Source organism: Caballeronia sp. M23-90, from assembly GCF_053574605.1.
The window spans coordinates 1-14,726 of record NZ_JBSIPA010000128.1 but is presented as its reverse complement, the minus strand read 5'-3'; the positions used below and the strand labels follow the sequence as shown (position 1 = coordinate 14,726).

Annotated in this window: 10 protein-coding genes and 1 CRISPR repeat array; of the genes, 6 read left to right on the top strand and 4 right to left on the bottom strand. The window is 58.1% G+C overall.

Annotated features, from left to right (window positions below; genetic code table 11):
• From ACRXB1_RS14980 to ACRXB1_RS14965, 4 genes are all read right to left on the bottom strand, one after another.
• Positions 1-872: phage integrase family protein (locus ACRXB1_RS14980; RefSeq protein ID WP_449492432.1), on the bottom strand; the 872-nt coding region annotated here is incomplete at its 3' end.
• Positions 873-1,064: 192 nt separating this feature from the next.
• Positions 1,065-2,270 (bottom strand): hypothetical protein, encoded by a 1,206-nt coding sequence (locus ACRXB1_RS14975; RefSeq protein WP_449492431.1) that lies wholly within the window; start codon positions 2,268-2,270, stop codon positions 1,065-1,067.
• Entirely contained in the window at positions 2,267-2,614 is a 348-nt protein-coding gene (gene tnpC, locus ACRXB1_RS14970; RefSeq protein WP_449492430.1) for a Tn3 family transposase post-transcriptional regulator TnpC, read from the bottom strand. The genes ACRXB1_RS14975 and tnpC overlap by 4 nt, the downstream gene beginning before the upstream one ends.
• Positions 2,607-5,606 carry a Tn3 family transposase gene (locus ACRXB1_RS14965; RefSeq protein ID WP_449492429.1) on the bottom strand — a complete coding sequence of 1,000 codons (3,000 nt, stop codon included), beginning with the start codon at positions 5,604-5,606 and terminating at the stop codon, positions 2,607-2,609. Before ACRXB1_RS14965 ends, tnpC begins: the two co-directional genes overlap by 8 nt.
• A 213-nt stretch (positions 5,607-5,819) precedes the next feature.
• Between ACRXB1_RS14965 and ACRXB1_RS14960 the strand changes: the two genes are divergently transcribed.
• The 6 genes from ACRXB1_RS14960 (at position 5,820) to cas6f (ending at position 12,265) form a co-directional block, all read left to right on the top strand.
• A complete protein-coding gene (locus ACRXB1_RS14960; RefSeq protein ID WP_045706996.1) occupies positions 5,820-6,350 on the top strand; it encodes a hypothetical protein in 531 nt (176 codons plus the stop codon).
• 246 nt (positions 6,351-6,596) lie between these two features.
• On the top strand, positions 6,597-7,778 hold the full coding sequence (locus tag ACRXB1_RS14955) for a hypothetical protein (RefSeq protein WP_449492428.1): 1,182 nt from the start codon (positions 6,597-6,599) through the stop codon (positions 7,776-7,778).
• A gap of 387 nt (positions 7,779-8,165) precedes the next feature.
• Positions 8,166-9,566 (top strand): type I-F CRISPR-associated protein Csy1, encoded by a 1,401-nt coding sequence (gene csy1 / locus ACRXB1_RS14950; protein WP_449492427.1) that lies wholly within the window; start codon positions 8,166-8,168, stop codon positions 9,564-9,566.
• The gene (csy2, locus tag ACRXB1_RS14945; RefSeq protein ID WP_449492426.1) at positions 9,563-10,642 is read left to right on the top strand and encodes a type I-F CRISPR-associated protein Csy2; all 1,080 of its coding nucleotides are present in this window, start codon (positions 9,563-9,565) and stop codon (positions 10,640-10,642) included. The genes csy1 and csy2 overlap by 4 nt, the downstream gene beginning before the upstream one ends.
• A 37-nt stretch (positions 10,643-10,679) precedes the next feature.
• On the top strand, positions 10,680-11,696 hold the full coding sequence (csy3, locus tag ACRXB1_RS14940; RefSeq protein ID WP_449492425.1) for a type I-F CRISPR-associated protein Csy3: 1,017 nt from the start codon (positions 10,680-10,682) through the stop codon (positions 11,694-11,696).
• A gap of 5 nt (positions 11,697-11,701) precedes the next feature.
• Positions 11,702-12,265 carry a type I-F CRISPR-associated endoribonuclease Cas6/Csy4 gene (gene cas6f, locus ACRXB1_RS14935; RefSeq protein WP_449492424.1) on the top strand — a complete coding sequence of 188 codons (564 nt, stop codon included), beginning with the start codon at positions 11,702-11,704 and terminating at the stop codon, positions 12,263-12,265.
• 130 nt (positions 12,266-12,395) lie between these two features.
• Positions 12,396-14,582: direct repeats of the CRISPR family, unit length 28 nt; unit sequence GTTTGCTGCCGCGCAGGCAGCTTAGAAA.
• Between the last annotated feature and the right edge of the window lie 144 nt (positions 14,583-14,726).

Sequence of the window (14,726 nt, the reverse complement as noted above, 5' to 3'; positions counted from 1 at the left end):
TCATCCAGGCCTGGCTCGCGCTGCATGAATCTCCCGCCACCCAGCGTGCCTACCGCAAGGAAGCCGAACGCCCGGTAGTCGGTCGCATCCCGGGTGGTCAAGGAAGACAAGGCCTTGCCGCGCGCGACGATGGCCCAGAGAATCAGGCGTTCGGCTTCCTTGCGGTAGGCACGCTGGGTGGCGGGAGATTCATGCAGCGCGAGCCAGGCCTGGATGGCCTCGTAATCATTGTCCACGCCCAGGATGCAGGTCGACGCCGGTGCGCGGAAGGTGCCGGCTGATCCATCGACTTCGTGCGGTAGCCGTAGCTGTTCCCAGGGCGTTACGACAGACTGCTGTTCTGCAACAATCAGCGCGCGGGCCCGCTCGGTGAGCGCCGGATGCGCGGCAAAGAAGGCCTCGATCTGCCTGGCACTGGCTGGACCGAGCCCCGGAATGACGGTCCACCACTGCCGGCGACGCGGGATGCGCACGGTGAGATCGGCCAGGGTCCGAATGCTGGCCGCGTACAGGGCGCGCACAGCGCGATCAGGCAACCAGCGCGTAATGTCGTCGCTGATCTGCGGCGCCGGTGCAGGCAGCGTGCGCAGCAACCCGACCGTCTGAGAGGCGGCCTTGGCATGGCGCGTACGCTTGTGGGCCGGGCATTCGAACGATGCGGCCAGATCCGGGCGTTGGCGGTTGCGGGCGTAGAGCGCGAGCTGCCGGCGAATCTGGCCGATGACACTACGGGCAGACTGGCCGTGACTGAGTTGATCGGGCAGGTACCGGCGGGCGGCATCACGTGAGGATGCGCCCTCGTACCACGCACGCAGTGCGGCGAGTGCGGCGGCGTCCGGGAAGTCGTCGGGCGTGGACAGGAGTCGAGGCATTTTTTGGGGAAAGGCAGTTTCGTACCAAAATGATAGTACAGAGATAATAAGGTTTATCTTTGCACCAATCGCAAAAAAAATTCTATGGCTTCATAACGATCCGGTCGATGCCATCGGCCTTGCCTTCGCGGCCCCCGCACTTGCAGCGACTGCGGCCAGGCGCACGAAGATTGCGGTGGTCCCATCCAATCGTCAGATGGCTTGTAAAACTTTCTTCACGAAATCGGCCGACGGCGAAATGTGAGCGGTGATCTGCCCAATCTGCTCCCTGATCACCACCGGGTCCACGCCAGCGTTGATCGCAGCCTGCTGCGCGAGGCGGCCTGCATCGAGTACTTCTGCCCCGGTGATCTCGTAGCCATATCCTAGCGAGATCCAGCGCAGTGCTGCAAGGCCTGCAGCCATGGCGAATGGCGGCTGCTTCTGTGCAAAGTCCCTAGCGGCGCGCGTCAGCGTCCGCGGATCGGTCGGACTGGTGTTGGCAAGATCGATGGCGAGGTCGAACAAGCCGGCGTCCTTGGCCGCCGCGAACCACTTGCCCGGTTCACCTGGCGACGCGGCAACCAGATCTCGCAGGATGGTCTCCGGCGCGATGTGCGGGTACTTCTTTGCGATGGCACGGAATGTTGCCAGGTAGGTGGTACCCTCGTTGGCTTCGCGCGCATAGCGCCGGTATGCCTCGTCAGCAAGCCCCGATGACCGCAGGATCGCCTCGCAGGCCTGCGCGATCTGCCCATCCGGCTGATTAAGCCCACGCGTTGCTTCTGCATAGGCAAGCGCTTCCGCCTTCTTGCCCATCGCAACCAGTGCCTTGACGCCCCAGCAGCGGTAATGCCACGACTTGAAGGGTGCCAGATCTATTAGTGCAATGAGTTGTGCATACCGCCTTGCCGCATACAATGAAGCCAGACAGATCGGAGTCCCTGCAAAGTATGCACCCGGACCATCGGCCCAGACGCGCTCAACCAGCGACAGAAAGCGGTCGGCCCACGTATTGGCGATCGCCTCCGTCACGCACAGCTTGTCCCATTCGTCCGCCAGGGACTCGATATAGGGGACGCCCTGATCCTGAATTGCCTCCCATAGCCGTTCAAGCCAGCGTTGACGCGTGGTTGCTTCGACCGGCGCGGCAGCAATGAGCGGTACCAGCACTTCGATCGCCCGGTTCACGGCTGTGCCGAGAGCGCCGGACGAGCTGTCGACGTGTTCGAGCGCAGGCGAGACTTTCTCCAGAAACTTCACTGCGCCTTCAGCGGCGAACACCGGATCGCTGCGCGCCATCTGCCGGATCTCGGCGAGCGCCTCCTTGATGCGCTGGATCGGTGTGCCCGAGCGCCAGCCGAAAGCATTTCGACGAAAGCGTTGGGCGAATTGCCATTTGTGCGCGGCAGACTTCATAGCGGATCTTCAGTCTGGGATCGCAAATCCTGCAGGGGACGCAAGGCGAGTATCATTCTTTCAAGCACCATCGCCCAGTCTTCCAGCTCTTCGATAACGCAATCGGCTTGCTCCACCAGCGTGAGATCATCCGTCGGGTACGACAGGCTCGCGCGGTTGATCACGGTATGCGCCATGCCGTGCAGGCGCAACAGATCGTCGCGCAGCCCATCGGGTCCGCAGCGAACCCGGATCGTGTCGAAGAGGTCGACTGCCTGCTGGATGACGAGCGTGTCGTAACGCTGCTGCAGCGATTGCAACGCGTCGGCATCGACGGCGCCATAGGGAGTCTCAATGTCAGGCATGGTGTATGGGTTTCCTAAGGGAGCGGGCCGGGCCGGCGAACAGGCTCTCGCGTATCCAGCCCTCGACGTGCCCGAAATCCAGTTCATACTTGCCAAAGCGCTTCAGGTTGCTCGTGAGATAGGGGCTCAGGAATCTGATGTCGTCAGGATTGACCTCGATGCCATCCTTCACCATCGAGCGCAACGCCTGCATCATGTCTACCGTGTTTTGCAGGATTGCGGCCGACGCCATCAGGTCGTTATAGCGCAGGCGCTTTTGCTGCTCGTCCGGGTCGTTGACCGGCAACACGTCTCCACCAAATGAGAACCACTTCGCGAAGCCATTGTAGGACTCAACCTTGTTGGTCGTGGCGGTAATCTCCTGCCGAAGCTCACTGCTGCCGAGCCATTCAAGCAAGAATACCGTGCGCACGACCTTGCCAAGCTCTTCCGCGGCGAGAGACAAACGATTTCGTGGACTGGCCGCACCGAAACGGCGCAGCAGCAAGGGCGACGAAATCGCTCCCGACTGGATCGACAGGGTGAGTTGCATCAGATCTTTCCAGTGTCGCTCGATGAGCTCCCAGTCAACCACTTCCGTGAACAGGCCGTCGATGTGCTGGTATTGGGTCGCGGCGTCCACACGGTACAGCTTGAGGTCCTGCCAGTTGCGAATCCGCGGCATAAGCTTGATTCCCAGCAGGTAGGTGAAGGCGAACACTGCAGCCGATTGTCCCTGGGTATCGGCGTGCACCGTATCAGCCTGGACGCTCAGGTCGGCCTTGAGCAGGCCTTCGATGACGTAGATTGCCTCCCAGATGCCTGGCGGAATGAAATGCCGGAAAACCGCGATGTAGTTGTCGGCGACGTGCCGGTATGCGACCGCCCCCATTTTCCGGTAGCGGAAGTGATAGCCAGCCAGCAGGTTATTGTCGTAAAAATCGTACTGCGTGCCGTCTGCGGCCACCGTCTTTCCATCGCCCCAGTGTTTGGGCAGATCCAGCCGCAGGTAAAGCTCGATCAGTTCGCGCTGCGCGGTCTCCAGTCGTTCCAGGCTCAGGTGCCGGTGGTTGACGAACGACATCATATGCGGCGTGATCTTGTCCCCCATGTGGCGCGCTGCCTGGGTCGGGCCCAGATTGCACCCCATCGCGAAAATCGTGAGCAGATACCGCTCGGCAGCATTGCGGATCTTCGGATCGTTTCCGCTGAGCGGGCCGAAATACCGGGTGAAATTTGTCCAGTGCTCGATATTGGTCAGCACGTCCAGCAGATTGCGCACTGGCATGCGTTTGACCATCGCCTTGTGCAGCGCCACCGCGCTTTCCGGAATGATCGTGGCGACAGTGCGACGCACGACAACCTCGCCGGCCTTGTTGATGATCACATGTTCAGACTTCTCAGGAAAACGCTCGTCCAGTTGGCGAGCAGCATCGGAGAGCCATTTTCGTAAATGGGCCACGAAGCCAGCGCCGCTGTCCGGCATGCCAAACTTCTCGCAGTAGATCGGCAGACGTTTTTCGCATTCATTCCACGCTAACAGGTAATCGCGATAATCAGCAAAGGCGTCCGAGCCGGCGACGCACAGATCTCCGCTGCGTAGCTCCTTCGCCATGCAGGACAGCACGCATAGTTCGAGATAGCGCCGGTTTGTTGGCGCGCCCTTCTCACGCGGGCGGCAAACCAGCTTGCGCCAGCGATTCGAGGCAAAGCTGAGGTCAATCTCAACATTGAGCCATTCCCGATGAAGTGACTCACTCTCGAAGACGGCTTCCAGTGCGCTCAGCAAGGTTTGCGATTGCGTGGTCGAACCCCACGCCAGTGCACGCGCCAGGCGTAGCAGTACTGAGCGATGTGCCTTGAAATGCCGCCACAGTAGTGGCAGGTAGTTCCTGCCACTGTACGCCCGGACCTCAGCACAGCTTTCGCGCAAGGATTCCAAGCTGCCAGACGGCGCCAGATACTGGCGAACCCGCGCACCCAGTTCGGCATCGTCCTGGTGCTCGTCGACAATATTGACGACGCTATCGAGCGTATCAACAAGGCTTTCCATCTGCTCACGCTGACGTGCCTGGATCTGATCAAGCTCCTCCTTGGCCCGCTTGTGGATTGCGCCCATACGGCGAATAAACATCTCGGCCAGGTCGTCGCGGGCTCGCACGCGCATTTGATGCAGCAGTGCGACGATGAGGGTATATCGCCGCTCGGGCAAAGTCTCCTTCAGATTCGCGGCATCCAGACTCATCGCTTGCGTCGACAGGGAACGCAGCTTTGCGGTGGGGATGCCCTCGAGTACGTGGGTATAGTCGCCAAAACCATCGAGCCAGGCAAGATGTTCGATCAGCAGGCTGATGTGCTTGCGCGATGGCCGTAACGCGTACCGCTTGATGGCGTTGTACGCCGTCTGGCGCTGGTTGAATTCGCGCTTGAGCAGCCGGTCCAGCTGGGTCCTGTCCTCGTCAGTGAGGCGACGCGAGGCACGCCGGAACAGCGCCGTTTGAGTTCGGGCGTGAACCTGTTCGACGATAGCATCGAGCGTCGAGAACGCAGGCAGTTCGACATGCTGCTGGATCAGGCTATCGATGGTCGCATTGATGATGTCCACCGGCTGGTCCATCGTCTCGGCCGCCTCGTGTGCCGCACGCACCGCGATTTCATTGGCATCGGTGCCGTAATAGGACTGGATGCCGAGGAACTCCCGGATCGCTACGTAGTGACGAAACAACGCGGGCGATCTGGACCTGTCGTAGCTAAACTCGGCCTCCGCCCCGATGTCCGCGCTCGACCGGATGTGCTCGATGACGGCGGCGGGGATAACATCGACGAAGGGGAAATAGTGCATCTGCTGAAAGACCTTCAGCAGAACCAGCAGCCCCAATCTCGAAGATTGCCCCCGCGCGTTGCGACGCACCCACTCCAGCTCTTCAACATCCGGCGTATAGAAGGCTTGCAACTCCGCAGCCGAAAAGATCTTCGGGAAGCGCGGATACGCGGTGCGTTCGATGGTGGCCATACCGGATTTTAAAATTCGAATGGGCCGGCCAGTGTAGCGCAAAAGAAACTCAGCAAAACCATCGCACCGTCGCCGATTTATGCAATAAATTTGGGATCTTAAAAATGCGATGCCATACAGACATCCCAGCGCGGCGAACTCCGCACTCGTGGGCCCGTCCCAGCAGCCCGCTATAATTTGTGAATTCAGAACCGGAGCGAAGGGTGCGGAAAAATGGGCAAAGCCAGCCACCGAAAAACATCGTCACGTGCCCGCAAGCTGGGTTCGCGTGACCTGGAAGCATTGCAACGGGAAGCGGTTCAGGCTGGGCTCTCTGACGCTATTGTTCTCGATCGCAATGACCTGCCACCGGAACAGAAAATCTCCTGGCCTCTGGCCCAGATGCTTCAGGAGGAGGTATCTGATGATCCGACTCTGGAGGAATGTCAGAGCGCATTGACGGCAATTGTGTCGGCATGGAATATCAGCCTCCTGCCCGAGGACGAGCGTAGCGAAGCACTGCGCGAGCAAATCAGATTCGACAAAAGTGTCCCACCCGAAATACGACGTGAGATCACACAAGGCATCGAGCGTCTGATCGGTGAAAAATTGGCCCGGTTTCCGCATGACCGCCGCCGCATCGTTTCGTGGGAGGCAAGGCTCGAAGGCGACATGCTCCGCGTCGTCGCGGCGGCGGCTGATGGTCCCCAGCATGACACGCTGGAAGACGTCATGCTGGCTTTGCTGCGAACAATGGCCGGGTGAGAGGCCACGCGCTCAAACCTTCCGGAAGTTCGGGCAACCAATCACTGCCGGAACGCTTTATACCTCAATCGAATAAGTCGAAGCGTTATCATAACTACGAGGCTTATGATAGCAATTTGACCGGATCTTGGTCAGCCCCCAAAACAAACGCGCCGCGAAGCATTTGCTTGCCTGGCGCTCGAACGCGGTTGGGCGCTGCATCAGGACGAGCAAAATCACTGCGCCGATCCCGCGAGCGGCAAACGCGTGAGTTTCGGTTTGGTTCGCATGGCCAATATCGGTCCGCTTTTCGACGTCGCGATCGCGATGTATCGGCAGGGCGCGCCAGTGCCGAACGTGCGTGTGCATCTGTGCGTGTATCACTCGCAGTTTCCGCTGTTGGCACGCTCGCATATCGAGCAACAACTCGACGCGGTATTCGATCGTCGTCCGGGCAGAAGCAGCGACGATCCTGCGTTACTGCATCCTTCAGTCCGGGCGCTGCTCGACGCGCATCCGCAGCCGGACCAAATGTTCGTGGTGCTGGCCTCGCCGGTCTGCGAGGTCGGACGCGACTGGGATGCCGACTGGGCGATTGCCGAACCTTCATCGATGCGTTCGTTGATCCAGCTTGCCGGGCGGGTGCGCCGTCATCGGAGTGGGGCGGTTGCGCGGCGGAATATGTTGGTGTTCGATACAAACCTGCGAAATTTCGAAAGGAGCAGCGATAAGGATGCGGTGTTTTGCATGCCGGGATTCGAAAAGAACTTGACGTCGTCATTACAGAAGCATGAAAGAACGGCGCAACACGATTCTTTGACGCACTTTCACCTGCAGTCGCACCATCTGATTGATCTCTTGCCAGACGGCGGAAGCGACTGGCCCATCGATGCCCGGCCACGCATTCGGCAAGGGGAGAAGTTGCAGCCGAAGGGCAGCCTGATCGACCTGGAGCATGCCCGGATGCGCGACACCATGTTGCCGCGCGATGAGACCAGCAAGCTAATTACACCGGTCAAGCGCGATGCCACGCGGCATTGGTATGTCCGCGATGCTGACGAAGGGCAGCGAATCTTGCTGACTGGACTGTTGCCCCAGCTCCAGCGCTTTCGGGACGACCCGCAGAAGCGGGACGACGTCGTGTTGTTGCCGACTGAGGACGAGGATGAGTTGCGCCTGCATCGAGTCATAGATCGGCGCGAGCGCGGGCAAACACCTTACGCTGACATTCGCCACTTATTGAGACCGGTCACTGATTGCTCTCCGGATGGACGAGGCATTGGTCCGTGGTGCCACGTCGATTTGATGGACCTGCTGCGGCAATGGGCCGATGCGCAGGGGCAGAGTTTGTACGACAGTGCGAAACAGGTTGCTACCGCCAGTTTGCCGGCCTCGGAGTCGGACCAAGGGTGGCTGTTTCATCCGGTGCTGGGGTTTAAACCGGCTTGAGTTTTGGTGCTGCCTGTTCGGCAGAATATGGGTCCGCAAACCCAAAGTTTAGCTTTGCTTAGCTACCTTTTCGGTAGTGCATACAATTTTACGATTCTGATGCATCAATCCTAGGTAACAGGACAGTACACTCAGCACATGCTTAACACTCAGTTCCGGAAACAAAAAGTATAGCTGGTTCGCTCTGTTCAGACGTTCACTCGTTGACAACCGCACCAGCATCATTAACTTTAGGAATTCTAACAAAAAGTAGCATTTTAAAAGGAGGGCCTATCGTGGCTAGCTGTCGCGTGCTCAAAAGAGCTTGAGGCTGGAGATCAGCTTCATTCCCCGGTTCGTGTTCGCGAACCGGGGATTCTCCCTGATTTTTAGTTCGGAAGGAAACTGATGTCTGATTCGCCAGTAACGCTAAACCGCCGCGGTTTCCGTGCCGCCATCGATGCATTCTTGCATGACCGCCTCCAATCAAAGCTCGACAAGCTCTCGCCTGACGACCCGAAACGGTCAGAACTGATTGCAGAACATCAACGCGGTCCCTGGCTTGAAAAAGCCGCCGTACGGGTCAAACAGATTCAGGCCGTCACGCATTCGCTCAAGCCCGTTCATCCCGATGCGCGCGGCACCAACCTCTTTGTTGCGCCTGCGAGTCTGTCGCCGCTCGCCGAACTGGGCAGCCATGCGCTTGGAAGTGTCTTTGCAATTGACGCAGTCGGAAACGCCGCGGCGCTCGACGTGTACAAGTTCTTAAAAATAGAAGCCAGCGGGACTACTCTGCTGCAGGCGTTGACTGCCAACGACGTGGATGCTTTGCAGGCACTCAGCACCGACCCGCTTAAGGCTTCCGCTCTTCGGGATGCGTTCGTCAGTCTCACCGCTGAGCAGGAGGGCCAGCCGAGTTCACATGTGCGTGCGAAGCAGGTGTACTGGCTGGCAGGCGACGATGCCAATGACGATGCACAGTATTACCTCCTGTCACCGCTATACCCCACGTCGCTGGCTCAAGCCGTGCATGAAGAGATACAGGACGCCCGGTTTGGCGATACGAACAAAGCGGCGCGTCAAGCTCGTCGCGATGGCGTGCCGCACGATGGGGTTTATCGGGAATACCGGGGTCTTGCAGTTCAAAAACTGGGAGGCACGAAGCCGCAAAACATCTCGCAGTTGAACAGCGAACGTCGGGGCATCAACTATCTGTTGGCATCGTTGCCGCCGGTTTGGCAAAGCCAGCAGAACTTCCTTCCGGTCAACGCAAAATCGATTTTCGATCGGGCCTTTGGCGCGCGCCTTTCGGTGCGCGCCATCGTCCGCGATTTAAATGCGTTCTTGCTCAGCAATCCGCGACCAAACGAAGATACGCGCAAACGTGTCAAGAGCCTCGTGAACAGTCTTGTAGACGAGCTGGTCATTTATGGTGCCGAACTCTCGCATCAACCGGCGGGGTGGACAAGGGAGTCTCTGTTCGATGATCTGGCCGACGAAGAGAAGTTATGGCTGGACCCGTATCGAGCGGACCTGCCGGAAGAAACCGCTTTCGCCAGTCGATGGCAATTCATGGACTGGCCCGCTCTTATTGCTCAGCGGTTCGGCAACTGGCTCAATGGACAACTGCGGGACAAGCTACCAGACGTTGAATATATGGAGTCCAAGGAATGGCGCCGGATATGCATGAGTGAGGACGGGTCCTGGATACAAGAATTGCGCCGTATTCGCGATCTGCGAGATGCACCCGGATACATTCCCGTGCGCAAGACACATGATGAGCTGACCGTATTGCGGAAGAACAAATGAGCCATTCAACAAAGGACGTCACAACAAAAGCACTGCTTGTCCTTCCACATCTGCGCGTGCAGAACGCCAATGCAATCTCCAGTCCGCTTACTCATGGTTTTCCATCCATCACTGCATTCACCGGTCTGATGTGGGCGTTGCAGCGCAAGGTGACGGCCGCTGGATTACCACTGAAATTGCAGCAAGTGGGAGTGATCTGTCATCACCATGAGGAGCAGGTGACAGACGGCTATGTGAAAACGTTTCGCTTGACCCGCAATCCTGTGGACAGAGATGGGGCCACGGCGGCCATCGTGGAGGAAGGACATATTCACCTGGAATTGACCGTGATGTTCCATTTGACGGTGCCTGCATCGCAACTATTGGCAAGTGGCGCCGGGTCGACGGCGGATCAGCAAGCGCAGATGTCCGAATGGGCCGCGCGCGTTGCAGAGATCGTGGCGTGCATGCGGATTGCCGGCGGGACGCTGCTGCCAACAGGTTCCATGCCGGGAAGGCGCACGCGTGCGTGGATGGAACCGATCTCGGAAGACGAAGAGGCACAGGCCCTGGTATTCGCACGCTGGCGATATCAGTGGTTGCCCGGCTATGCGCTGGTCGGGCGCGATGATTTGCTGGCGGAACGTCATCGGACTTTGCGCAACGAACTGCCTGATGCCACGTTGCTCGATGCCTGGCTCGACGCAGCGCGATTCAACTTTAAACCTTTGCCTGACGATCCGTCCAAGGGCACGCCGGGAAATTCCAAAGCCCCAAAGCAGCGCTGGGCGGATCCGTCAAAACAAAAGGGCGACGGTTGGACGGTACCCATACCCGTCGGCTATGCCGCCCTGACAAAACCCTTGCCGGCTGGCGCTGTTGCCAACACGCGCGATGCGTCCACGCCCTGCGTGTTTGTAGAGTCGGTTTATTCGTTCGGTCAATGGATTAGTCCACATCGACTCAACCACGTGCAGGAACTCATGTGGCGGCCCGAAACCGATGCAGCTATCGGTTTGTATCGTTGCCGCAGCGGTTATGTCCACGCCGGATCTGCCGCCACTTGGGCCGGCGACGACATTCCCGATTTCGACTGAATCTGTCTGCCATCACCTTTTTTACAGGATGTTTATCGTGTCTGAAAAATTGATTACCGCTTCTGTTCTCGCTTTCGAACGCAAACTTGATCCGTCCGATGCCGTTTTTCATGCAGGCAATTGGGATGACCGCGCTAACGCATCGGGCTGGCCGCCGATTCGTCTTCGTGAGAAATCGGTGCGCGGCACGATCTCGAATCGACTCAAGACAAAGGATCAAGATCCGGCCAAGCTGGATGCTTCCATAGAGAACCCCAACTTGCAGACAGTGGATGTCGCCACGCTGCCAGTTGAAGCCGACACGCTCAAAGTGCAATTCACCTTGCGCGTGCTCGCCGGTGCGGGTACGCCTTCGGCGTGCAACAGCGCGGCGTATCGGACCAGACTGCTGGGTGTGGTGAATGACTACGTCGGGCAACACGGCTTCATCGAACTGGCGAGTCGCTACGCAGCCAACTTGGCAAATGGGCGCTTTCTCTGGCGTAACCGGATCGGAGCGGAGAGCGTTCAGGTTGAAGTGGCGCAACACCGGAACGGCCAGCCCGGACAAGTCTGGTCATTCGATGCACTGACCCAAAACCTACGTGCGCTGAACGAACTTGATGAGAACGTCAAAACGCTGGGCGGGCTGATCGCCGAAGGCCTGGCAGGGCGTATGCATGTATTGCTCCAAGTGATTGCTTACGTGCGTCTCGGGTGCGGGCAGGAAGTCTTTCCGTCGCAGGAACTGATTCTCGACAAGAACGACAGCAAAAAAAGTCGGACGCTGTATTGCGTGCAGGACGTGGCGGCAATGCATTCGCAAAAGATCGGCAATGCTGTGCGAACAATCGATACCTGGTATGAGGACGCGCAAGAACTTGGTCCGATCGCGGTGGAGCCCTATGGATCGGTCACCACGCAAGGCAAGGCGTATCGTCAGCCTAAGCAAAAGCAGGACTTCTACACGTTGCTGGATGACTGGCTGCTCAAAGACCAGGCGCCGCCTTTGGAGCAGCAACATTTTGTCATGGCCGTGCTCATTCGCGGCGGGGTGTTTGGCGCCACGAGCTGATAGCCATGACGACACATTTTATCGATATAACTTTGTTGCCCGATCCGGAATTTAGCCAGACGCATCTGTTCGGCGCGCTTGTGGCGAAACTGCATAGGGCGCTGGTGCAGCTTCGGACCGACGACATCGGCATCAGCTTTCCCGAATATAGCTTGCGTCCGCGCTCGCTCGGGCAGGTGCTACGGCTGCACGGCGGTGAACCGGCTTTGCTGGGTTTGATGAAGCATGCCTGGCTTCAAGGCATGCGCGATCATGTGGCAGTGACGGCGGCCGAGTTGGTACCAGCTGGAGCGACGCATCAGATCGTGCAACGCCGTCAGTTCAAGACGAATGCTGAACGCATGCGCCGCCGCCGTATGCAACGCAAGGGCGAAAGCATGGAGCAAGCGGCCGAGGCGATTCCCGATAGCGTTGAGCGAACGCCGGATCTGCCTTATGTACAAATACGAAGCGCCAGTACGGGGCAGCCGTTTTGCTTATTTATTGAGCAGGTTGCGGTGCCGGCGGGAGCGTTGGGATCGTTTAATAGTTATGGTATGAGTCAGGGAGCGAGCGTGCCATGTTTCTAAACCCTTTTTTCTGGATTTGTTTTAGGTTGTTGGTTAATCAATGACTTAGCGATGGGGCTGCGATTTGGGTAAATTGCGGCGCCCGTCGGGTTATTCTTTGGAATCAATGCGTTAAGGTGGGGTTCGTCTAGTTTGCTGCCGCGCAGGCAGCTTAGAAAACCGAAAAGCTCAAGCAACTGTTGTGCTTGGCGTTTGCTGCCGCGCAGGCAGCTTAGAAAACTGTGGCTGCGACGGGTTTTTCAAGCGCATCGTTTGCTGCCGCGCAGGCAGCTTAGAAATGGGTGAGCGCCTGATGCAAGCGTCCCGGCAAGTTTGCTGCCGCGCAGGCAGCTTAGAAATGTCATCGCCGAATGTGAATCTTGCGGAAATAGTTTGCTGCCGCGCAGGCAGCTTAGAAATCAGTCGCGGCGTTTGTGAGTGCCAGATAATCGTTTGCTGCCGCGCAGGCAGCTTAGAAACATCTGCGTGACGATCTCCTGCGCGATCACAAGTTTGCTGCCGCGCAGGCAGCTTAGAAATCGATTGGCAATACGTTCGTCGAAGAGGTAGTGTTTGCTGCCGCGCAGGCAGCTTAGAAATTTTCCGCCAGGCCGTCGACGATCTGCACGAGGTTTGCTGCCGCGCAGGCAGCTTAGAAATTTTACCGCTTTGCCGCTTGCCTTCTCCTCGTGTTTGCTGCCGCGCAGGCAGCTTAGAAACAACAACGGTGGCCAGTTCTGTATCTTTAGTAGTTTGCTGCCGCGCAGGCAGCTTAGAAAATCAGGATCATCACGACGGATCCTGTCGCCCTGTTTGCTGCCGCGCAGGCAGCTTAGAAAGAAATCAAAAACGGCGCCGGTCGCGATCAGTGGTTTGCTGCCGCGCAGGCAGCTTAGAAAAACCCGAACATTTCGGCTTGGGGCGATGACGTGTTTGCTGCCGCGCAGGCAGCTTAGAAAATAATTTCTCTTGGACCGTACACGGTACCGATGTTTGCTGCCGCGCAGGCAGCTTAGAAATTCGCCTGGACCGTCGACTATCTCGACAGTGAGTTTGCTGCCGCGCAGGCAGCTTAGAAAATTCATGCCGCCCGAACGGTAATCCTCCATTTGTTTGCTGCCGCGCAGGCAGCTTAGAAACAAGAACAAGGACGAAGCGGTGGCAACAGCTCGTTTGCTGCCGCGCAGGCAGCTTAGAAATGCTTGAAGTCGCCGGCGTGCGCGTCGAGCGGGTTTGCTGCCGCGCTGGCAGCTTAGAAATAATGTATGCGCTCACGAATTAGAATGCAAGGGTTTGCTGCCGCGCAGGCAGCTTAGAAAAGCGCGACCAGAGGCATGCGATCAACATGTCCGTTTGCTGCCGCGCAGGCAGCTTAGAAAAGTACGCGTTCGGGATCGGCTCGCTTGCTTCGGTTTGCTGCCGCGCAGGCAGCTTAGAAAGATGAACGGCAGCGTACGAACCTCGGCAAGCAGTTTGCTGCCGCGCAGGCAGCTTAGAAAAAATCGAAACTTTCCGCACTGCAATCGCGAGCGTTTGCTGCCGCGCAGGCAGCTCAGAGCGGCATAAGTCTTCCTAATGATTGAGTAAAAAAGTTTTCTCCCGCGCAGGCAGCTCAGAAAGATCTGATCGAGGCTACCGCCCAGCCTCAATTGTTTGCTGCCGCGCAGGCAGCTCAGAAAATGAAGCCGCGAACGTATGAAGGGCAAGTTATGTTTGCTGCCGCGCAGGCAGCTCAGAAAGCCGCCATCGCATCGACTCAGGCCCACGCGGAGTTTGCTGCCGCGCAGGCAGCTCAGAAAGAAGGCGAGCAGGATGAAAACGTCGTGCTGGAGTTTGCTGCCGCGCAGGCAGCTCAGAAAGATTGCGAGGCGGACGTTGCCGCGAAGCTTGGGTTTGCTGCCGCGCAGGCAGCTCAGAAAAATCACCACCCGCACATCCAACCCTGACCGCTGTTTGCTGCCGCGCAGGCAGCTCAGAAAGCAGCCAAAGTGCGCGAAGCGTTCAAGCTCCAGTTTGCTGCCGCGTAGGCAGCTCAGAAATTTGTCGCGGCCGTAATGGCCGAGCCCATCTGGTTTGCTGCCGCGCAGGCAGCTCAGAAAGTCATGCAGGAAGGCGGAATGTCGCTGCGCTAGGTTGCTGCCGCGCAGGCAGCTTAGAAAACGACCAGTGGGCTGTAGCAGCATCAGCTAGCGTTTGCTGCCGCGCAGGCAGCTTAGAAAAATCTTCGCGCACTACCCGCGCCGTGCCGATGTTTGCTGCCGCGCAGGCAGCTTAGAAATTTAGTCGTCGCGTGACGTAACTCAACGGCTCGTTTGCTGCCGCGCAGGCAGCTTAGAAAGACAGCGATCCGTCGCTATCTGCGTATTCCACGCCATCGCGAACAAGGATTCCACGGGAAAAAAATCACGAATTCCACGGCAAAGTTAATGCCGATTCCACGGCAAAGTTAATGCCGATTCCACGGCAAATAGAACAAGGTTTC

What these genes read in the sequence shown, in the direction of transcription:
- ACRXB1_RS14965 (WP_449492429.1), bottom strand. Translation starts at nt 5,606, where the DNA reads ATGGCCACCATCGAACGCACCGCGTATCCGCGCTTCCCGAAGATCTTT.
- cas6f (WP_449492424.1), top strand. Translation starts at nt 11,702, where the DNA reads ATGACGACACATTTTATCGATATAACTTTGTTGCCCGATCCGGAATTT.
- csy1 (WP_449492427.1), top strand. Translation starts at nt 8,166, where the DNA reads ATGTCTGATTCGCCAGTAACGCTAAACCGCCGCGGTTTCCGTGCCGCC.
- ACRXB1_RS14975 (WP_449492431.1), bottom strand. Translation starts at nt 2,270, where the DNA reads ATGAAGTCTGCCGCGCACAAATGGCAATTCGCCCAACGCTTTCGTCGA.
- csy2 (WP_449492426.1), top strand. Translation starts at nt 9,563, where the DNA reads ATGAGCCATTCAACAAAGGACGTCACAACAAAAGCACTGCTTGTCCTT.
- tnpC (WP_449492430.1), bottom strand. Translation starts at nt 2,614, where the DNA reads ATGCCTGACATTGAGACTCCCTATGGCGCCGTCGATGCCGACGCGTTG.
- ACRXB1_RS14960 (WP_045706996.1), top strand. Translation starts at nt 5,820, where the DNA reads ATGGGCAAAGCCAGCCACCGAAAAACATCGTCACGTGCCCGCAAGCTG.